Here is an 18,956-nt window from a genome sequence, read left to right on the forward strand (position 1 = left end):
AAGACGATCAGGTTGATAGGTTCGAGGTGGAAGCGCGGCAACGTGTGCAGCTGACGAATACTAATCGGTCGAGGGCTTATCCTAAATAAGTGAAATCAGCTAAAGCAAGAAACCTTCGCAAAGGTTCGTATCCAGTTTTCAAGGCGTGAATAAAAAAAACCCTTGCCTAGGCAAGGGTTTTTTTATGTTTTTCAGAGGGCATATTTCCAAATCAACCAACTGATAAGAGCAGACGCCCAAGAGATAAAACCAAATATCATGACAATCTTATTCTCGCTCCAGCCATACTTTAAGCTAAAATGATAATGAATCGGAGCCATTCTAAATAGGCGTAATTTTGTGCGTTTATAGTACCAGACTTGCAGAATGACGGATAATTGTTCTGCCAGGTATATCGAGAACAAGATGGGAATCAATATCTCTACTTTTTCTAGGATGACCAAGATGGAGAGAGAACCACCGATAGCAAGTGACCCGGTGTCGCCCATGAAGGCTTTTGCGGGGAAGATGTTATAGAGGTATAATCCAAGCAAACAACCAATCATAACGAGCGAGAAGGTGCGTACCTCTGGCTTGTCCGAGATGAGGAAAAAGAAAAAATACGTTGGAATGGCAACATTAATTAATAATCCGTCTAGACCATCCGTGAAATTGATAGCGTTGGCAGATCCGACCACGAATAATATGAGGATGACGACGTAGACATAGACGGGCAAGTGAATCTGAAAGCCGTTAAATAGTGCAATATCGCTTGTCAGTTCAAATGAACGGAACAAAACGATAAAGAGCATACCGGTAATAACGAACTGGAAAACCAGTTTCGTGCGGCTGGAAATGCCTGATGGATCTTGCCATGCGGCTTTCTTTAAATCATCCATGAAACCGACTGAACTGAATAATAGAAACGTAACGCACAAAAAAAACATCAGAGGCGCAGGTGAGAAGTTTAAGGAAGCGAATACCCCTATTAGCAAGATGAGGCCGGCCATCAAAGGCGTTCCTCGCTTGGCTTGATGGTCGGGAGGCAATTCGGCTCGAATAGGTTGAGTCAGCTTCAGGGATCGAAGCCCCCAAATGAGCAGCGGCGTCAGCATTAATACGAGCATAAAAGAAATACCTGAAATCCCTAAAATTCCGACCATGCCGAAGACTCCTTTTCAATGTACATTTATATTGGCTGCAGACTGCTGTAATGCCTCGTAATTAACTTTACCTAAGTGTTGCATTCCTTTAAATAGAAGGTTTTATTAGTAGTTTTTCATATTTTTGGGTTGCTAGCGGTAAATAGTAAAGCGGGATTTAAATGACAGCGTTTAGTAATAAATATGGATACGAATTTTTAGAGTGCATTTCAATAAATGAAGACGAAATGGTAAATCATAGGCTATAAAGCTAGAAGGAACAATCAAGTATAATCCCATTTACTTTACAAATTTGGATGTTGAAATACCTTTTAGAGAAAATGATGAAACTGAAATGGTGTGAGTCATTACGTGAAAGGAAGGAGTGGTATAGTGGATATGAATGAGAATGTTATTACAGCCGGGGTCTATGTGAATATAAATGGTCTATTTCCGTTTCAAGTTGGACCTACAAAATCCGGAACAACGCTAGGTGTTGTTAGATTAGGAGGCCATAAAGAAATTGGTGAGACAGGTTGGAAGTGTGCTTCACGTGAAGCGTATGAAGAAGCGACACTTCATTTAACTCCAATTAAACCCCCAGCTACATACTGGTATGACGTTTCTGATAATCCAATCTTAATTCATGGAAGCTGGCAAGAAGGAGACATTGAACCAATACTGGTTGGGAAACGCAGGGGTTTAAAGAAAACCTTCCGCAGCATATGGTCTTGGAGCCATTTCCTCACCTTCGACTACTGGAAACATTAATTCGTAAACATCCAGAATTAATAACAATCTGAAACCGCTTAACCATACAATCCGATAAATATTATCTATAATATCAATAAAAAATAAAAAGTTTTGTTTATCGACACATCGTGTTACCATAACAGCATCTGGAAAAGGTGGTGCTCGATGTGGATTTTAATGCGCTATCCGAACGGTTTAGGAATTTTGCAGAAAGAGAATGTAAAGGTTCGAGCCCTCTTTATGAGCAGCTTGCTAGGAGCATTGCTGATGACCAGAAGTTGCTTAAACTGGCTGCGCGTTCAAAGCCAGGCCAGCCTGCACCTAACCTGTTCCTAGGGGCCGTTCATTATTTGCTATTAAGCGGGATAGAACATGAGTTAGCTACATTTTACGCCAGTCTTGTAGATGAACCAGGGGAGTCAACTAAAGCTTATCATTGCTTCAGTGATTTCTGCAGGCAGTTCGAGAATGAGATTATTCAGCTTCTAGAGAACAAACTTGTTCAAACAAACGAGGTGAGACGCTGCGCGTACCTGTACCCTAGCTTTTGCCGCATCTATCAACTAACGCAAAAACCGTTAGCGCTCATAGAAATAGGTACGAGTGCGGGTTTTCAGCTCTTGTGGGACCAATACAGTTACTCTTATAAATCAAAAGAAAAATACGGAGCGAAACAATCGACTTTAGAAATAATTGCAGAGATTAAAGGTGTCAAAGCACCATTTTTACTAAAGCATAGCCCACCTGTCTCACGCAGAATCGGAATAGATTTGCACATAAATGACCTGAATGTCCCCGAAGATTATTTGTGGATGAAAGCACTAATCTGGCCTGAACATCATGAACGGAATTGCTACTTCGAACAGGCTGCTACTTGTGTAAGAAACCATTCACTAGAATTAATGGAGGGTGAGGGGATATCTCTACTTCCCCAAATCGTCTCAACGATTCCTGAGGATTCAACAATTTGCATTTTTCACACCCATGTAGCCAACCAGATCCCATCCGACTCGAAAATAAATTTGTGTGCGTATATAAAATCTTTAGGTGAAGGACGAAATGTGTTTCACCTGTATAACAATATGTGGGACCTCGACCTTCATCTTGATTATTACATCAATGGGAATGAACACTGCGAAACGCTGGCAGAAACGGATGGCCACGGTCGTTGGTTTAAGTGGAGATTATGAATTCATGATTCAACTATAATGCATCCATACAGGAGTGTGACCGAAGTGGAAAGAAAGGACTCCAGTAGGGACGGAGATATTGGTGGTCTTGAAATGGGAGGAATTCCTATTGCGACAGCATTATCGTTAAAAACAGGCATTCCAGTTGTATTTGTTAGAAAGAAAGCGAAGGAATATGGAACGAGTAAATTGGCTGAAGGCATAGATGTCAAAGGCAAGAATGTCTGTATCATTGAAGACGTTGTAACGACAGGCGGACAAATATTGTTGAGTGCGCAAGATTTAAAGGAATGCGGTGCTCTTGTAAATCATGTGTTATGTGTCATCGAACGTGAGCAACAAGGCAGAGATAATCTGGAAAAATTCAGGACTGATGTTCCGCTCATTGTTTAGGATGGAAGATCTCATGAAGACGAGATAAGAATAAAAAGTGGCTGCCATTAATATGGTAGCCACTTTTTATGTAATGATAGGATACTTAAGACAGAATGTGAACAAGCTCGGTAAACCCATTTTCTCTGGCGTGTTCAATCGGCAATACATTATTTTTGTCAGCGATATTCTTATTTGCTCCGTATTCAAGCAGCAACTTAACAATTTCTTGCTGGTTTATTCCTCCGTCTGATAGGACAATGGCCTCTAATAGGGCAGTCCAGCCAGGTATATTTACGTGATTGACACTAACATTCGTTTGTTCAAGCAGCAATCGGACGACCTCTACATGTCCTTTTTCACATGCTGGGATTAAAGCTGTTCCTCCATAACCGTTTAAGATGGTCATATCCGGGTTTGATTGTTCAATCAACAGTCGCACAATATCAACATATCCCTTTACACTAGCAATCATAATAGGCGTATTGTCAATTTCATCGCTAGCAATATTAACATCCGCACCTAAGTTAAGAAATAGCTTTACCATCTCAAAGTGATGATTGTCGGTCGCGATGAGGATTCCAGATCTCTTATTAGCATCTGTAAGATTGATATTTACTCCGAGATCCAGTTGATTCTTTACCGCTGTAAGTTCACCTTTTTCAATTGCTGTAAAATAGTTGATTTCATTTAGTTTCGTGTGGGAACCATGAAAGTTCTGCATCAAATGAGGAGCTCCTTTCTACTATCTGGCTGCTACGCCTGATTCTTTTAATGCTGCGTCAATGGCAGTGTGATGAAATATGTGGTACCGGCGCCTTCTTTGCTGCGAACATCGATCGTGCCGTTCATTCCTCGAATGACACTGAAGATTACCATGGTACCAAGACCGGTGCCCTTGTCTTTGGTCGTGTAATAAGGTGCCCCCAACCGTTTAATCTGTTCCTCGTTCATACCGATACCGGTATCGGCGATCGTGATGGTGACAGTTCGCTTAGGCTCGTTAACCGTGTAAGTCAAGGTTAGCATCCCCCCGCCGGGCATCGCCTCGATGGCGTTCTTGCCGATATTGATGATGGCTTGCCTGAACTTGGACTTGCTGCCATATACCGTCGCAGGGAGCGCTATGTCCGTTACGATCTCTACGCTCTGTAAATTCGCGTAGGAGCTCAGAATTTGGGACGCCTTGTTGAGCTCCTCTTCCAGGACAATCGGTTCGAGCCTCTCGCTTTGCGGCTTGGCGAGCGATAAGTAATCTGAAATGATCGATTCCGCACGGTCTAGCTCCTCGAGCGTAATAGTGGAGAACTCTTTACGCTTACGGTCGCTGAGTACCGGATCGGACAGTAACTGGATGAAGCCGCGGACGGACGTTAATGGGTTACGGACTTCATGCGCGACGGACGCCGCGATTTCGCTGACGACCTTCATCTTCTCCGCTTGGATGATATCCTCTTGCATCCGATTTTGCGTACGGATCATCTCAATCATGAATACCAGCATCATCGCCATGATGCACTGCACGAAGATGATGGGCAAACTCGGAACGAACGACTCCATAAAAAAAGAAGTCTTGCCTTCGAGCAAGGCGTAAAGATTGACGACCGTCACGCGCAAAAAGAAACAGATGCCGGAAACAAGCAGCATTCTCTTATTGGCACTGGCTTTCTCATACGATTTAGAGAGGAATAACAGCAGAACGATCGTCGGCAACAATGAGAGGAAGTAATGAAACAGATCGATGTCGCCTAAGAGCTGTCGGTATGCAAGTAAGCTGCCGAATAAGAGAAATGTCGTGTAAAGACCGCCGTAGAGAGAGCCAATCACGAGCGGAATTCCTCTTAGGTCGATTACCGAGTCGAAGATTTTGACCGGAAAGGTCATCGTAATGATCATGGGAATCAGAAACAACACGTACATGAAAAGCGGTTGCTTGTCCTTATAGAAAGGACGGTAAAAAATCAAAGGCAGGAAAATAATGAAGGCATTGAGAATAAGGTCGGAGTGAGAGGGCATAGGCTGTTCCTTTCGTGAGTCCTTGACTTTGTTTTCGAGAGAAGGGCAGTCATTTCCTTCAAGCGGTGGGGTATTATTTTCAGTCCACGTGTAACAATAACGGATTTGCATCGTATACCCCTATAAAGAGGTCGTGCGAAGGAGAGGATGTTTGTGATCGCAGACTGGAAGCATGTCGAGGAAGCATTGAGAGAAATCGAGGTTGTTGGACATGACAACAATAAACCTGTTTCGGTCATCGGTTGTGCTGAAGATTTGCGATGCATCGGTATCGGGACGGATGCCGCAGTCTTTTATTACGCTAACACTCCAAATTACGCATATAAAGTGTATTCCAATCAGGCTTCAGAGAAAAAGGAAGCTGAGGAAATGATATACAGCCGCTTGCAAGAGTCGCAGTATTTCCCACGATGTTATGGAGTCGGAGCTAACTATTTAGTATTAAGTTTTGAAAAAGGAATTACGCTATATGATTGTCTGCTACAAGGTATCCGCGTGCCAGAGGAAGCTATGCAGGACGTTGAAGATGCCAGGGCGTTTGTCCGTAGTCAGGGGCTAAACCCAAGAGATATCCATCTCAAAAACGTACTTCTGCAAGATGGAAGAGGCAAGGTTCTGGACGTATCGGAATATATGAAAGAAGGCAACGATAGTCGTTGGGAACACTTGATATGGACATACAAACATTTTTATCCGTTGATCAACGAGGTACATGTGCCTTTATGGATCTTGGAAACGATAACGAACTGGTATAATCGCATTGATACGGCGAGTTTCGGGATTGAAGATTTCTCTAAACGAGTGAGCCAGCTTTTCTTCGGGAAGCGAAAATAAAATAGATGAAAGACACAAATCCTCCTGCAAAGTGTGGAGGGTGAAGAGGAAGGGGCTGCGTGGCAATATCAAATGGCAGTTATTCGAAAACGATCAGATTATAGGCGAAGATAGGCATTTAGGTGGATTGATCTTGTCGACATACAAAGGTCTAGATACGCAAGGTAAACAAGTGAAAATTCTGACGGATCATCTCGTACTTAGCGCAGTGAATGATATAAATATGAGCGTATCGTTACATCGGGAAGATATTGAATTTCATCCAACGCCATTCCACTTATAAAAGTATAGCTCAGTTATTAAAATGGACATTCCCCCATATATTTGTAATTGTAGTGAAAACAATAAATCAAAAATGGAGGGATGTCTACTAATGGCACAGGAAGTTAATGTTATCCAATCAATTGAGAATCTACTTAAGACGCCGCAACAGCTATTCATCAATGGTCAATTTATACCTTCAGCAGAAGGCCAAACGTTCGTGAGCTACAACCCGGCAACCGGAAAGCCGCTTGCACTGGTGCACGAAGGCAAAGAAGAGGATATTAATCGCGCCGTTTCTGCGGCAAGACAGGCTTTTGAAAATGGGCCTTGGCGTACGATGAGCGCCTCGGAGCGCGGTCGCCTCTTGTTTAAACTGGCTGATTTAATTGAAGCAAACCGCGAAGAGATTGCGCAGCTCGAGTCGCTTGATAACGGCAAACCGATCCGCGAAACGCGAGCAGCCGATCTTCCGCTTGCGATAGATCATTTCCGCTATTTTGGCGGATGGGCAACCAAAATTACCGGACAAACAATTCCCGTTGCTGGAGAATATTTTAATTACACAAGGCACGAACCTGTTGGCGTTGTTGGACAAATCATACCGTGGAACTTCCCGCTATTAATGGCGGCATGGAAGCTTGGGCCAGCCCTTGCCGCAGGCTGCACCGTTGTATTGAAGCCGGCTGAACAAACGCCACTTTCTGCGCTTTATTTGGCAAGGCTCATTCAAGAAGCTGGTTTTCCAGACGGCGTCGTGAACATTGTTCCAGGCTTTGGCGAAACGGCTGGTCAGGCGCTTGTCAATCACCCTGACGTGAATAAAATTGCCTTCACCGGATCCACGGAAGTTGGCAAACTCATCGCGCGTCAAGCAGCGGACCACGTAAAACGTATCACTTTAGAGCTTGGCGGCAAATCACCGAATATTATTTTGCCAGATGCGGATCTCTCACGCGCCATCCCCGGTGCGCTTTCGGGCGTAATGTTTAACCAAGGACAGGTGTGCTGTGCTGGCAGCCGCGTTTATATTCAGAAAAAAGCGTATGACAACGTGGTTGCTGACATGGCGTCCTTCGCTGCAAAAATTAAACAGGGACCCGGAACGAATGCTGACACGGAAATGGGACCGCTTGTGTCGCTGGAGCAGCAGCAAAAAGTGCTTGGCTATATTCGCCAAGGACGCGTGGAAGGCGCGGAGCTTGTTTGCGGCGGGGAAGACCGCTTTGATGCAGGCTACTTCGTTAAACCGACGATCTTTGCTGCAGTTGACGAGTCGATGACCATAGCTCGAGAAGAAATCTTTGGTCCGGTTGTGTGCGCGATTCCGTTTGAATCAATCGATGATGTGATCGAACGCGCCAATAACAGTGAATACGGACTTGCCGCAGGTCTTTGGACCGAGAACCTCAAAAACGCGCATTACGTAGCCAATCGGCTTCGCGCAGGCACGGTGTGGGTGAACTGCTATAATATGTTTGACGCCGCTTCTCCGTTTGGGGGCTATAAACAATCTGGCATCGGGCGTGAAATGGGCGACTATGCGCTTCGTAACTATACCGAAGTCAAAAGCGTTTGGATTAATATGCAATAACAATAAGAGCTTTGGCGAAGCCGCCAAAGCTCTTATTGTTATACAATCATATTTACATACTAGGACTCAATGATGGAATAAAGCTTAGTTCGGTCTGAGCGAAACGTTGTTCCGTGACCATATTTCCGAATTCATTTATTCCGTAGACAGACATGACTACATTTGGCGTTAGAAGTGTACCTGTTGCAAGAATCTGAACTTCATATGCAACATTTCCTTCTATAAAAAATTCTCTCACGTTATAAGAATTCGCAGGTACAACGTAAGCGACTAAGTCCAGTGTATAGAACAGACTAGAATCGACAGATGCAAATATCTGGACCTCAATTGTTGCTGCGTTGGTTATATCTAAATTTCTTATGTTCACAACGATGTAAGCAGCAGCTGTACCGAAGTCTCTTGTGTTAGTTACAACCCCTGTTGTAAAAGGCATGTGGGGTCAACTCCTTTTTGGATGACGTATTGTAATCTATGAAAATATTTTCATATGTGAATAGACTAATCTCTAGAGTTGGAAGATTAGGTGCAGCATACGCGGTTTATTGACAACATCTTTTGTCAACGATTAAGCCTTTATTCACATTGCTGGATTTAGTAAATATTGCTAGCATTTTATGGAATGGGAAAAGAGGTTGGATGAGGGCTGATAAAAAAGGTAAAGTGAGGGAACCACATGCAGAAGATGATGGGACAAAGTCACAGTCACAGCGGATTCTCTGAACCAGGGCTGCGCAGAATGCGCGAAGTGCTAGCACGACATGTTGAATCCGGGAAGATTCCGGGGCTCGTCGCCCTGATTAGCCGGCCTGCTGAGACGCATGTCGAAGCAATTGGTACGATGCGCCATGACGGTGGCGAGCCGCTGCTTCGGGACACGATCTTTCGGATGGCATCGACGTCCAAGCCGGTTTCGATCGCAGCGGCAATGGTCCTGCTCGACGAGTGCAGGCTGCGGCTAGATGATTTGGTAGAGACGTGGCTGCCTGAGCTCGCCAACCGACGGGTGCTGAAGCGGATCGACGGACCGCTCGACGACACCGTGCCAGCGCGGCGGCCAATCACCGTACGGGATCTGTTGACCTCCACGTTCGGGCTCGGCATGGATTTGACATTACTTGGAACTCCGATCATGGGCGCGATCATCGGGCAGGGGCTTACGCCCGATCTGCCAGTACCGATGCCCGAGCCGGATGAATGGATGCGCCGCCTGGGCACGCTTCCGCTAATGCATCAACCCGGAGAACGCTGGCAGTATCACATCAGCAACGATCTACTAGGCGTGCTCGTCGCAAGGGTCACGGGCCAGTCGTTTGAGACGTTCCTGCGCGAACGCATCTTCGATCCCCTGGGTATGAAGGACACCGGTTTCCATGTGCCCGCTGATAAGATGGACCGATTGCCGCCTCTCTACGCTCCCGATCCGCAGAGCGGAGAGTTCATCGTGTGGGACGAGTCCAAAGGGGGACGGCACAGCCAGCTTCCAGCATTTCAGGGCGGCGGCGGCGGGCTAGTCTCCACTGTCGATGATTACCACGCGTACTTCCGGATGCTTCTGAATCACGGGATGCACGGGAGCGAACGGATCTTGTCCCGGCCCGCCGTCGAGCTGATGACAACCAACCGGCTCACGCCTGAACATCAAGCCGCTCGGAACGCCATGGCTGCCAACAACGTTCATGTGTCATTCGGCCAAGGGCAGCACGGCGGATGGGGCATGGGAATGGCGGTGCGCACTTACCGCGGTGACTACGCGTCCATCGGCCAGTTCGGCTGGGACGGTGGAAGCGGCACCTCGACCTATGTTGACCCGGACAACAAGCTTATCGGAATCCTGCTCACCCAGGTCGGGATGTCCACCCCTGATTCAGCGCGGCTGATTCACGATTTTTGGACCACGGTCTATCAAGCAATTGAAAACTAACATCAGGCCGTAGACCGATTACACCTATCATGTACGATAGCACTACATCACAGAGGCTGCCACTTGGTAGCCTTTGTTCAATTAACGGGTAGATTTTTAAAATAAGAATTGTTTTTGATATAATAATAAATAGAGCGATTAAATACGAGTAAAGATACAAGTGAAATTCAAAAAAAGCGTTCGGAGGAAAGAAAATGCAGCCCATCGACAAAACGAAGGTCCAGCAATTTATAGATATACTGATCGATTGGGATTTATATATCCATCTCGAGATGACAACGGGAGCTTATGCAGCGCATCTGGATCAAACAAAACATCCAGCCGCTACCTTTATTTCGAATGCCGTTATTCGTTATTCCCACGGCTCGATTTCCGGGGACGGCCCTTATCGTGTCGGCTTGAAAACGGAGCAAGGCTGGGTTTATTCCGAGGGGCTTACCCACTATGAGGAGACGGATTCCGAAAGGCTTATCCTTGCAGGTCACGATACTGCAGGAAAACTCGTCGTGGCGTTGCAATTGAGCAGGGAACCATTCTAAGGTAAAGGGGATTTGAACAAATATGGAACGACACATCCTAGTTGTACTCCCGCATCCTGACGACGAAGCGTTCAGCGTGTCAGGGACGATTGCCATGTATCTCGACCAAGGTTCGACGGAAGTCACTTACGCCTGTTTAACTCTAGGAGAAATGGGCCGCAACATGGGAATACCGCCTTTCGCGAACCGGGTCACTTTACCCGTCATACGCAAACAGGAACTGGAAGCTTCTTGCCGCGCCATTGGCATCCGGGATATCAGAATGCTTGGATTTCACGACAAAATGATCGAATTCGAGGATAAAGCGAAGTTAGACGGAAGCATCGAAGCGCTCATGAAAGAGCTGAATCCTTCGCTCGTCATTACTTTCCACCCGACGCTGAGCGTTCATCCCGATCACAACGCATGCGGGGCGGCAGTCGTCCGTACGATCGGCAGAATGACTGCCGACCGTAGGCCGACCTTGCATTGCTTGGCATTCGCAAACAATCACGAACAAGAGATCGGTAAGCCTGATATCATTAATGACGTTACAGGTTTCCTGAAACAGAAGATGGCGTCTATTCAAGCCCATAAGTCCCAGTTCCAAGCCGCCGAATTGTTAGGTAACAAGAAATTATCGGATGAAGAGATCCAGGCACGCTTCGGTATGGAACGATTCTGGACGTATCGATTCTCATAAAACTCGATTACAATTCAGAAACGGTCATCGGCCATCCTACACCATCCCTAAATTGATGAATCAAGCAATCCCAAAATTGCTTACTCCTGCGGGATCGCACTTTCATCCATAAAGCCGATTTCCCATTGATGACCGTCTAGGTCTAGGAAGCTTCTCTGATACATGAAGCCGAGATCCTGTGTGTCTTTTGCAATATTGCCACCTGCTGAAATCGCGCTGTTAACTAACTTGTCCACTTTTTCGCGGCTCTCGACCATTAATGCAATTAAGACTTCGGTCGTTTTGGATGCATCAGAAATCTCTTTCTTGGTGAAGGTCTTGAAATACTCTTCAACCAATAACATGGAGTAAATGTTTTCTCCGATGACCATACAAGTTGCATTGTCGTCAGTGAAGTTTAGGTTGAATTCAAAGCCGACTTCGGTGAAAAACTCCATAGATTTCTTCAGGTCTTTTACTGGTAGATTAACAAACATACTTTTGGCTGTTTCTGCCATTCCAATTACCTCAAATATACAGTAGCATTATGAAAAATTGGATGTCAAACCAAGATCTATATCTCGATACAATTATGTTTAGCCAAAAACTTGATGTAATGGGAGGCATAGCCAATGATTTATCAGTTCATACCTCAGCATTATTTTAATACAATAGGCCAGCATCCACCTATATTGACGATTCGGGATGGGGATACGGTCATTACGACGACAGTCGATGCGAGAGGCTGGGACAAAAACGGCGAAAGCGCAGCTGCTCGCGGGAATCCAATGACAGGACCTTTCTATGTAGAAGAAGCGATGCCCGGTGATACGCTAGCAGTTCAATTCGAATCAATCACTCCGAACCGCGATTGGGCTTGGACAACCAACATGCTTGCCCCAGCAGTTATCGAACCATATGTTGCTGCTGCATTGCCTGCATCGGACATCGTACACTGGACGGTGGATGTTCCACAGGGGGTTGCTTTTCTAAAGGAGCCATCGCCAGGGCTGGCTGAATTGAAGCTGCCTTTGCGGCCTTTTCTAGGCTGTTTTGGTGTAGCACCTTCTAATGGACAATTCATCTCAACTGCTACGAGCGGCGAGTATGGCGGTAACATGGACTATAAAGGACTGGTCGCAGGCACTACAGTTTATTTTCCGGTGTCGTCCAAAGGTGCATTGTTTTATTTGGGTGATGGTCATGCCTTGCAAGGCGATGGAGAAATCATCGGTACAGGGCTCGAAATATCTATGGATGTTCGGTTCACAGTTAGCGTTCAAAAAGGAAAAATGATAGGCTGGCCGAGAGGTGAAACCGATACGCATTGGTTTTGTATCGGCAATGCACGGCCGCTTGACCAGGCGCTTCAACATGCAACGACCGAAATGTTTCGGCTGCTGCAGGAAGATTTCGGCTTAACGTCTTCGGAAGCCAGCTTGTTGCTGGGACAAGCAGTGGAATATGAAATTGCAAACATGTTTAACCCCGCCTACAGCGTAGTTTGCAAGCTGCCGAAATCGGTTTTATCACAATTAAAGCTATCGTGAAACGAGAGTTCAATAACAACAGAATGAGGCTGCCGGTTGCTGTTTCGCTTTATTTGAGCGTAGCATCGCGACACCATCCATTCGTATATGTTACTCGTATTACAACGCATTACCGCATTGTCGCGTTAAACTGTTTGTGTGAAGAAAAGGCTGTCGACACTTTCTCGACAGCCTGAAGCCACCTCTAACAGAGGTGGCTTTGCTTTATACTGGTGAATCTTTCGCCTTCCAATCTAGTTGTGCACCTAGTGGTGTGTGGTGAAGCAAACGGATTTATTCTTGCAGTTCAGACAACGCAACTATGCGTTTCTCAGCCACAGAAATGTAAGCCGCTTCCATGACTCTCGTCAAATCGGTTGCCAGCTCGTTATTCTCGTTAGCCTGCGTATCATTCACCATATGGCCGGCCCATTGTTCGATTGCAGTGGGCAGCTCAGGGAGAAACTCGATTGGAACCCATTCTTTTTGTTCCAGCTTGTTGCTGCGAACACGAATCACGTCATCCGGGAACCCGTAGAGGAGTGAGCCTTCTGTACCGTGAATTTCGATGCAGAATGGGGAGTGAGGGGTGAGGTAGCCTGTTTCGAGGATACCGATTGCACCGTTCTCATAACGAAGCGTTACCGTTGCGTTGTCTTCCACTTCTTTGCCGGTAACATACCCGAAGCTTGCACTTACGCTTTGCGGCAGCCCGAGGAGATAGCGAGTCAGATACACGGGATGACAGCCTAGATCGATAAGTGCGCCGCCGCGGCATTGCTCAAGATTGTAGAAATGCTCTGGCAGCCAATCTCCAGTCGTACCGTTATGTGCGCAGCGTACTCGAACTTGAGTCAACTGGCCGAATATTCCGGAATCAATCAGCCCTTTAATTGTTGGCGTATAGCGTTCGTTCAGACGAAACATCGAAACCGTGAATTTGACGCCTGCTTCACGTACAGCTGCTTTAATTTCATTCACTTCTTTCAGCGTAGCTGCAACCACTTTCTCTGTGAAAATATGTTTGCCTGCGCGAGCTGCCTTCACCATCACATCACGGTGAATGTTTGTAGGCGCATCTACGACGACTGCATCAATATCTGTACGGGCAAGCAATTCATCCAAATCAGCGAAGAACGGAACGCCAAGTTTGTCAGCGACTTCCTGTCCGCGGGCAGGAAGCTCGTCCCATATTGCGGCTACCTCTAGGTTTGGGTTAGCTTGCACCTGATTAGTGTAATCCCAGGCATGTACATGCCAATAGCTCAACATGGCTACGCGAATCATATTAATATTCCTCCTACTAGTTTGGATTAACGTGCGTAAGAACCCTCTTCCTGTTGTAGAATGACATGTTTTGCATGGAATAGCAATGTACAATAAGATTTTGAATCTGGTCTCACGCGGATAGCTTGAACTCCTTTCTCGTCGTCCTGTCAACGGGCAGCATAATTTAATGAAAAACGGACAAAATACATCCAAAAAGTGGAAGATAGGAGGATTCCTTATGAAGTGGCTCTGGATGACGGGGATATTAGGGATGCTCCAGCTGGGCGATAGTACTGAGCATTTATCTGTGACGCTTCATGGACAGCCCTCTGTCATCATCAATCGCGCTGATTATGCATCGCCCGGTTTCACGATGGTGGATTTGGACAAATTCGACCGGCTTGTAAAAACCTTGGAACGTCAGAGTTATGAAGCTCCTCTTAACGCGGTAATTAATGATCGAGGGGGAATTACTTCCGAGAAGTTTGGTCACAGACTCAATGAGAGGGTATTTACCGAAAAGTTTTTCGTCTTCTTTTACGGTTCAGGCTCGTCCGTTATCGATATGCCGCTTGTCACCGTCTATCCGCGTGTTGACCGAGAACTGCTGGCGAACATAAAGGAAAAACCTATTGGTCAGTATGCGACCTACTTCAACGTCCGTAACAAAAACCGTTCGCAGAACATCCTTCTGGCTGCAAAAGCGATTAATAATACGGTCATTTTCCCAGGCGAAACATTTTCTTTCAATAAAGTCGTCGGCAAGCGCACGAAAGAAAAAGGCTACCTGGATGCACCGATCATCGTAAGAGGTGAATTATCGGAGGGGATTGGCGGCGGGATATGCCAGGTTTCTTCAACTTTGTTCAATGCGAGCGACCGTGCTGGGCTTCATATCGTGAAACGTTACTCTCACAGCCGCAATGTTCCGTATGTAGGGCCGGGGCGTGACGCGACTGTTAGCTGGGATGGTCCCGATTTTGTTTTTCAGAATCTCTATAATCAGCCGATCCTCATACGAGCTCAGGTAGCTCCAGGCAAATTGTTTGTTTCCATCTACTCCTCCGACGTCATCGAATTTAAACCACGAGAAGTACCCGGTATGTCATTTGGACATCTGCCGGAGGAAATCTCCGCATCAACAGAAGATAATGAATTAACTTACCCGATTCATTGATTTTTAGTGAGGAAATGAGAGGACAAGAAGGTTACAACGCCAATAGGCGCTGTAGCCTTCTTGTTATTTCCAGCTCATTCAGAGACTGCTATAATGGGAGGATATTTTGGCGGCGACATTACGGTAATCACAGTTGGAGGTACAACTATGTTGAAACCATTCTTTAATGAAATCGTTCATACGGAAGAGGAGCTGCGTTCGATGCTTGGTTATCCGAGCGAGCTCGTAAGGAATAAAGTCTTTTCAAGACTCGATCGGCACTGCCGGGAGTTTATTGCGGGATCACCATTAGTTTTCGTCGCAACGAGCGATGCATCAGGAGCTTGCGATGTGTCTCCGCGCGGCGATGCAGCGGGATTCGTGGCGGTGCTCGATGATACCCATCTGCTCATCCCGGAGCGTCCCGGCAACAAGCGAATGGATACGCTTCGAAATATTCTTGCCAATCCCCAGATCGGACTGATATTTATTATACCTGGGCTCGAAGAGACACTGCGCATTAACGGCCGCGCATGCATTATTAAGGAGCAAGAACGGTTACAACCGTTGGAAGCACATGGAAAAATACCTCTGCTCGGGATCGGCGTCGAAATAGAAGAAGGCTTCATCCATTGTGCCAAAGCGTTCAAGCGCTCGAAGCTGTGGGAGCAGGGAAGTTGGCCCGTAGAGGAAACGCTACCGAATCCGGCACGGATACTGGTCGATCATGCAAGCAAGCTTGGCAAGACGGAAGAAGAGATAGCTGCCGCGCTGCGCGATAGTTATGAGAAAAGGTTGTATTAAGATTGAAAATATAGAGATAAGAGGCGGTTCATCATGATTTTAATATCTGATGCGATCTCGACGCTCCTTGAAGCTCTTGGAGAAGCAATGGTGGATCTGAGTTCTGGCCTGTTCGCCGGTAAAGACGAGAGGAGATACAGGAAGCGGCTGAGGAAGCTGAAGAAAGAACAAGAATGGTTCGACCAGTTCTATGCCAGCAGCGAGCAGTATCGCTTCATCATTAAGACGGAGGAGGCTATAAAGAAGCTTCTGCTTAATAATGAATATGTGCGCGATCTGGAGTTGAACGAATCGGTCCGAACAAGCTTCCGTAAGCTTGTCGCTGAGCTGCATGAGAAATCTCAATCACTGAACGCAAAGGATGTGAACGATGAAGATTTCAGCCCTCGTACTTGATCTCGATGGAACACTACTTGATTCACAGAAACAAGTTTCAGAGCGATCCAAACAAGCTGTGCTTGCGTGTCATCGACGTGGTCTCTCTATTATCTATGCGACAACGCGTCCTCCACGCGCGGTGAGAGAGCTGCTGCCGGAAGAACTGTACGCAGTCGGTTCGTTCATTTATTACAATGGTGCGTTCATTCGAAGTCCGCTTGACGGTGAGGAGTACCATTTTCCAATTGAGAAGGAATTGTTCGGTGCGTTCTTGGATCACTGCCTCGACATTGCGCCGAATGTAGAATTTAGTATTGAAGTGAAGGATGAATGGTTCAGTCTTGGGGATGTTGAGTACGCAGTCGTCGCACGAAGGAAAAGCCATCCGATTCGTAAAGCTATTCATGAACTGAAAGAGCATCATCCCACTAAGATCTTACTTACCTCCATAGACGAAACGGCTGTAACCGCATTGGCTTCTAGTTTCTCCTCTCGATTAAATATCGTAATCACAGATGGCGGTAAGCTGATCCAGATCATGTCCCTATCAGCATCGAAGGAGGCGGGAGTCCAGCTGCTCTGCGCTAAACTCGGGTTAAACATGTCGGACTTGCTTGTTTTTGGCGATGACTATAATGATCTTGGGCTTCTTCAAGCGGCCGGCTATTCCGTGGCGATGGGAAATGCACCACTCGATGTGCAGGAAGCTGCGAATGAAGTTACGTTAACGAACGATGAAGATGGCGTGAGTATCGTACTTGATCGGATTCTCGCTGATTTGTAAAGGAGATGCCCCAATTGATTAGACAAGCGATTGCAGAAGAAATAAAGACCATCGTTGAGCTGAAAATAAAAATGTTCGAAGAAGCCGGCATCAAGCATTACCTAAAGGCAGATGCATCAGCCGAGATTCACGCGACCTATGGCGAGATGTACCGAAACCTTCTTGCTATTCATTTCGTCTTGGAAGAAGAAGGAAGAATTGTCGCGTGCGCTGGCGCGTTCTTGAAGTCAGATATTCCTTACTGCTTCTATGAGCCGGATCGTTACGGATTTATCGGAGATGTCTATGTCATGCCAGAGTATCGCAATCGCGGTTATGCGCGCCGATTAACGGAAGAAGCGATCAGCTGGCTTCAAGCTGGCGAAGTGAAAACAATTCGGCTGCTAGCTTCACCAGATGGCAGGCATCTGTATGAGACAATGGGCTTCAAGCCAACGCACGAGATGGAGCTTAAGCTGTAACGATGACTTGGACGAGACTGCTATACATAAGGAGGTGGACTGAATTGCCTTGGCCAATGGTTCATTTTGGAATTGCGGAGAAATTGTACGATGGACAGCCCTCTCCCAGCTTCCTGCTAGGAAGTATTGCACCAGACGCGATCCATGCGAGAGGACAAGTGACTCGTGCGGAGAAAGGCGCTACGCATTTCGTTACAGGAGAGCGGCTTCCAAGTGTCGAGCAGTTGAAGCAAGCTTGCTTGCACTATCTTGGAGATGAACGGGAGAGTGATCGGGCAGATTACGTACTCGGGTATATCGCTCATATATACGCCGACGTGAGGTGGACCGACACGATCTATGCGAGGTTTGAACTGGAATTTGGCGGTGAAGAACAGAGTCGGAGCATTCGTGATGTCTATAATGAAGAAATGAGTCAGTCGGAGTTTATGCTGCTGCAGACGCAAACATGGGCGGGGGATATCCTTCTTACGCTTTCGCAGGCGCGGCCTGAGGGTCTTGAACCGCTCGTTTCGGAGCAAGAAGTAAACCACTATCGAGAGCTGAAGCTAGAATGGTTGAACGAACCCGATAACGAGCCGAAGATAATGCCGCTCTATTTCTCTGCTGAAGCGGTGCTTGCGTTCATCAAACAAACTGCCGAAGAGCTGCAGCATTTGTTCCAAGAATGGAATGTGAGGCAGGCTGACGCGCGTGGAGCGAGAGTTTCATGAAGCTGCCTCTAATCAAACTTGCAGGCTATTCGGTTTGTGTGTTGGCGCTGCTGATCTGGACGCTGCTCGTTTGTCTTGATCCGTATTTTGATGGGATGACGAAGTTCAGTCCCGTTCATTCTTTCGAGATGATTGTGCTGCCAGCCTGTTTGTTTGCTATAGGCTTATTGCAATCGCGTGTCGTTACCCTCATAATCGCATTCCTCTGGAGTGTACCATACGGCGTTGTGATGCTAACCACTTCGAGCATATATTGCCTAGTAGGCGCTATAAGTATCGTCTATTTGATATGCCTGATGCTGTGCCGGTATAGAGGATTGAGATATTGGTAGAGGAGGTAGAGCTGCATTGCGTTTGCTTCTAAAACTTAAATGGGTGCTGGTATCCATACTCATATTTCTTATTGTCTATGTTGTCTTCTATGCATGGATATTAGGTAGTGTGAAAGATACGCTGAGAACGATCTATCTGCATCCTGAGCTTGCTGGTGAGATGAAAGGCAGCTATGTTGCCGAGGAGGTTTTGCCTCAGTTCACTAGACAGGAAAGCTATTCTTCCGCTCCCGGCGATAAAAGTCGATAAGGTTGAGGCACCGTAATC

The 18,956-nt window shown here is 46.5% G+C and carries 23 protein-coding genes, 1 rRNA gene and 1 pseudogene; 19 read left to right on the top strand and 6 right to left on the bottom strand.

Annotated elements, in window-relative coordinates; genetic code table 11:
• A 23S ribosomal RNA gene (locus BMY11_RS24575) occupies positions 1–84 on the top strand; the annotation flags it as partial.
• A gap of 107 nt (positions 85–191) precedes the next feature.
• Here BMY11_RS24575 and mraY read toward each other — a convergent pair.
• Positions 192–1,142 (bottom strand): phospho-N-acetylmuramoyl-pentapeptide-transferase, encoded by a 951-nt coding sequence (mraY, locus tag BMY11_RS24580; RefSeq protein ID WP_090582387.1) that lies wholly within the window; start codon positions 1,140–1,142, stop codon positions 192–194.
• Between the two features lie 378 nt (positions 1,143–1,520).
• Here mraY and BMY11_RS24585 point away from each other — a divergent pair, with 378 nt between their 5' ends.
• The 3 genes and pseudogenes from BMY11_RS24585 to BMY11_RS24595 all read left to right on the top strand — a co-directional run.
• Positions 1,521–1,892, top strand: coding sequence for an NUDIX hydrolase (locus BMY11_RS24585; RefSeq protein WP_090582390.1), 372 nt, complete (start codon positions 1,521–1,523; stop codon positions 1,890–1,892).
• A 149-nt stretch (positions 1,893–2,041) separates the two neighbouring features.
• The gene (locus tag BMY11_RS24590; RefSeq protein ID WP_090582392.1) at positions 2,042–3,064 is read left to right on the top strand and encodes a DUF2332 domain-containing protein; all 1,023 of its coding nucleotides are present in this window, start codon (positions 2,042–2,044) and stop codon (positions 3,062–3,064) included.
• A 49-nt stretch (positions 3,065–3,113) separates the two neighbouring features.
• A pseudogene (locus BMY11_RS24595) lies at positions 3,114–3,485 on the top strand (orotate phosphoribosyltransferase); the annotation flags it as partial.
• A 57-nt stretch (positions 3,486–3,542) separates the two neighbouring features.
• Here the strand turns inward: BMY11_RS24595 and BMY11_RS24600 are convergent.
• Together BMY11_RS24600 and BMY11_RS24605 are read right to left on the bottom strand one after the other, a co-directional pair.
• Entirely contained in the window at positions 3,543–4,160 is a 618-nt protein-coding gene (locus tag BMY11_RS24600; protein WP_090582393.1) for an ankyrin repeat domain-containing protein, read from the bottom strand.
• A 47-nt stretch (positions 4,161–4,207) separates the two neighbouring features.
• On the bottom strand, positions 4,208–5,563 hold the full coding sequence (locus BMY11_RS24605; protein WP_090582395.1) for an ATP-binding protein: 1,356 nt from the start codon (positions 5,561–5,563) through the stop codon (positions 4,208–4,210).
• A gap of 42 nt (positions 5,564–5,605) precedes the next feature.
• Here BMY11_RS24605 and BMY11_RS24610 point away from each other — a divergent pair, with 42 nt between their 5' ends.
• From BMY11_RS24610 to BMY11_RS24620, 3 genes are all read left to right on the top strand, one after another.
• Entirely contained in the window at positions 5,606–6,286 is a 681-nt protein-coding gene (locus tag BMY11_RS24610) for a serine/threonine protein kinase (protein WP_090582398.1), read from the top strand.
• A gap of 133 nt (positions 6,287–6,419) precedes the next feature.
• Positions 6,420–6,569 (top strand): hypothetical protein, encoded by a 150-nt coding sequence (locus BMY11_RS29015; RefSeq protein WP_177182813.1) that lies wholly within the window; start codon positions 6,420–6,422, stop codon positions 6,567–6,569.
• A 90-nt stretch (positions 6,570–6,659) separates the two neighbouring features.
• A complete protein-coding gene (locus BMY11_RS24620) occupies positions 6,660–8,141 on the top strand; it encodes an aldehyde dehydrogenase family protein (RefSeq protein ID WP_090582402.1) in 1,482 nt (493 codons plus the stop codon).
• A gap of 52 nt (positions 8,142–8,193) precedes the next feature.
• Here BMY11_RS24620 and BMY11_RS24625 read toward each other — a convergent pair whose 3' ends face one another.
• Entirely contained in the window at positions 8,194–8,574 is a 381-nt protein-coding gene (locus BMY11_RS24625) for a hypothetical protein (RefSeq protein WP_090582404.1), read from the bottom strand.
• A gap of 252 nt (positions 8,575–8,826) precedes the next feature.
• Here BMY11_RS24625 and BMY11_RS24630 point away from each other — a divergent pair, with 252 nt between their 5' ends.
• The 3 genes from BMY11_RS24630 to bshB2 all read left to right on the top strand — a co-directional run bounded on the left by BMY11_RS24630 (position 8,827) and on the right by bshB2 (position 11,283).
• Positions 8,827–10,062 (top strand): serine hydrolase domain-containing protein, encoded by a 1,236-nt coding sequence (locus tag BMY11_RS24630; RefSeq protein ID WP_090582714.1) that lies wholly within the window; start codon positions 8,827–8,829, stop codon positions 10,060–10,062.
• 194 nt (positions 10,063–10,256) lie between these two features.
• Positions 10,257–10,601, top strand: coding sequence for a YojF family protein (locus BMY11_RS24635; protein ID WP_090582405.1), 345 nt, complete (start codon positions 10,257–10,259; stop codon positions 10,599–10,601).
• Between the two features lie 22 nt (positions 10,602–10,623).
• Positions 10,624–11,283, top strand: coding sequence for a bacillithiol biosynthesis deacetylase BshB2 (bshB2, locus tag BMY11_RS24640; RefSeq protein ID WP_090582407.1), 660 nt, complete (start codon positions 10,624–10,626; stop codon positions 11,281–11,283).
• Positions 11,284–11,363: 80 nt separating this feature from the next.
• Here bshB2 and BMY11_RS24645 read toward each other — a convergent pair whose 3' ends face one another.
• Positions 11,364–11,780, bottom strand: coding sequence for a VOC family protein (locus tag BMY11_RS24645; protein ID WP_090582410.1), 417 nt, complete (start codon positions 11,778–11,780; stop codon positions 11,364–11,366).
• 114 nt (positions 11,781–11,894) lie between these two features.
• Here BMY11_RS24645 and BMY11_RS24650 point away from each other — a divergent pair, with 114 nt between their 5' ends.
• Positions 11,895–12,812, top strand: a complete 918-nt coding sequence (locus BMY11_RS24650) for an acetamidase/formamidase family protein (RefSeq protein WP_090582412.1) — start codon at positions 11,895–11,897, stop codon at positions 12,810–12,812.
• 273 nt (positions 12,813–13,085) lie between these two features.
• Here BMY11_RS24650 and BMY11_RS24655 read toward each other — a convergent pair whose 3' ends face one another.
• Positions 13,086–14,078, bottom strand: a complete 993-nt coding sequence (locus tag BMY11_RS24655) for a Gfo/Idh/MocA family protein (RefSeq protein ID WP_090582414.1) — start codon at positions 14,076–14,078, stop codon at positions 13,086–13,088.
• A 220-nt stretch (positions 14,079–14,298) separates the two neighbouring features.
• Here BMY11_RS24655 and BMY11_RS24660 point away from each other — a divergent pair, with 220 nt between their 5' ends.
• The 8 genes from BMY11_RS24660 (at position 14,299) to BMY11_RS24695 (ending at position 18,938) form a co-directional block, all read left to right on the top strand.
• Entirely contained in the window at positions 14,299–15,237 is a 939-nt protein-coding gene (locus BMY11_RS24660; RefSeq protein WP_090582416.1) for a VanW family protein, read from the top strand.
• A 147-nt stretch (positions 15,238–15,384) separates the two neighbouring features.
• Positions 15,385–16,020 carry a pyridoxamine 5'-phosphate oxidase family protein gene (locus tag BMY11_RS24665; protein WP_090582418.1) on the top strand — a complete coding sequence of 212 codons (636 nt, stop codon included), beginning with the start codon at positions 15,385–15,387 and terminating at the stop codon, positions 16,018–16,020.
• Positions 16,021–16,053: 33 nt separating this feature from the next.
• Positions 16,054–16,416, top strand: coding sequence for a hypothetical protein (locus tag BMY11_RS24670; RefSeq protein ID WP_090582420.1), 363 nt, complete (start codon positions 16,054–16,056; stop codon positions 16,414–16,416).
• Positions 16,391–17,182 (top strand): HAD family hydrolase, encoded by a 792-nt coding sequence (locus tag BMY11_RS24675; RefSeq protein WP_090582421.1) that lies wholly within the window; start codon positions 16,391–16,393, stop codon positions 17,180–17,182. The genes BMY11_RS24670 and BMY11_RS24675 overlap by 26 nt, the downstream gene beginning before the upstream one ends.
• Before the next feature lie 14 nt (positions 17,183–17,196).
• A complete protein-coding gene (locus BMY11_RS24680; protein ID WP_177182814.1) occupies positions 17,197–17,643 on the top strand; it encodes a GNAT family N-acetyltransferase in 447 nt (148 codons plus the stop codon).
• A gap of 44 nt (positions 17,644–17,687) precedes the next feature.
• Positions 17,688–18,356 carry a zinc dependent phospholipase C family protein gene (locus tag BMY11_RS24685; protein ID WP_090582425.1) on the top strand — a complete coding sequence of 223 codons (669 nt, stop codon included), beginning with the start codon at positions 17,688–17,690 and terminating at the stop codon, positions 18,354–18,356.
• Positions 18,353–18,688, top strand: coding sequence for a hypothetical protein (locus BMY11_RS24690; protein ID WP_090582427.1), 336 nt, complete (start codon positions 18,353–18,355; stop codon positions 18,686–18,688). The genes BMY11_RS24685 and BMY11_RS24690 overlap by 4 nt, the downstream gene beginning before the upstream one ends.
• 16 nt (positions 18,689–18,704) lie before the next feature.
• Positions 18,705–18,938, top strand: a complete 234-nt coding sequence (locus BMY11_RS24695; RefSeq protein WP_090582429.1) for a hypothetical protein — start codon at positions 18,705–18,707, stop codon at positions 18,936–18,938.
• Positions 18,939–18,956 lie beyond the last annotated feature (18 nt).

It is taken from the genome of Paenibacillus sp. OV219 (assembly GCF_900110075.1).
In the GTDB taxonomy this organism is placed as follows: Bacteria; Bacillota; Bacilli; order Paenibacillales; family Paenibacillaceae; genus Paenibacillus_Z.

Bases quoted from the DNA above. Each gene is read 5' to 3' on its own strand.
- BMY11_RS24645 (WP_090582410.1), bottom strand. From the start codon at position 11,780: ATGGCAGAAACAGCCAAAAGTATGTTTGTTAATCTACCAGTAAAAGAC.
- BMY11_RS24585 (WP_090582390.1), top strand. From the start codon at position 1,521: ATGAATGAGAATGTTATTACAGCCGGGGTCTATGTGAATATAAATGGT.
- BMY11_RS24605 (WP_090582395.1), bottom strand. From the start codon at position 5,563: ATGCAAATCCGTTATTGTTACACGTGGACTGAAAATAATACCCCACCG.
- BMY11_RS24600 (WP_090582393.1), bottom strand. From the start codon at position 4,160: ATGCAGAACTTTCATGGTTCCCACACGAAACTAAATGAAATCAACTAT.
- BMY11_RS24625 (WP_090582404.1), bottom strand. From the start codon at position 8,574: ATGCCTTTTACAACAGGGGTTGTAACTAACACAAGAGACTTCGGTACA.
- BMY11_RS24620 (WP_090582402.1), top strand. From the start codon at position 6,660: ATGGCACAGGAAGTTAATGTTATCCAATCAATTGAGAATCTACTTAAG.
- bshB2 (WP_090582407.1), top strand. From the start codon at position 10,624: ATGGAACGACACATCCTAGTTGTACTCCCGCATCCTGACGACGAAGCG.
- BMY11_RS24650 (WP_090582412.1), top strand. From the start codon at position 11,895: ATGATTTATCAGTTCATACCTCAGCATTATTTTAATACAATAGGCCAG.
- BMY11_RS24655 (WP_090582414.1), bottom strand. From the start codon at position 14,078: ATGATTCGCGTAGCCATGTTGAGCTATTGGCATGTACATGCCTGGGAT.
- BMY11_RS24630 (WP_090582714.1), top strand. From the start codon at position 8,827: ATGGGACAAAGTCACAGTCACAGCGGATTCTCTGAACCAGGGCTGCGC.
- BMY11_RS24675 (WP_090582421.1), top strand. From the start codon at position 16,391: ATGAAGATTTCAGCCCTCGTACTTGATCTCGATGGAACACTACTTGAT.
- BMY11_RS24635 (WP_090582405.1), top strand. From the start codon at position 10,257: ATGCAGCCCATCGACAAAACGAAGGTCCAGCAATTTATAGATATACTG.
- mraY (WP_090582387.1), bottom strand. From the start codon at position 1,142: ATGGTCGGAATTTTAGGGATTTCAGGTATTTCTTTTATGCTCGTATTA.
- BMY11_RS24670 (WP_090582420.1), top strand. From the start codon at position 16,054: ATGATTTTAATATCTGATGCGATCTCGACGCTCCTTGAAGCTCTTGGA.
- BMY11_RS24665 (WP_090582418.1), top strand. From the start codon at position 15,385: ATGTTGAAACCATTCTTTAATGAAATCGTTCATACGGAAGAGGAGCTG.
- BMY11_RS24690 (WP_090582427.1), top strand. From the start codon at position 18,353: ATGAAGCTGCCTCTAATCAAACTTGCAGGCTATTCGGTTTGTGTGTTG.
- BMY11_RS24660 (WP_090582416.1), top strand. From the start codon at position 14,299: ATGAAGTGGCTCTGGATGACGGGGATATTAGGGATGCTCCAGCTGGGC.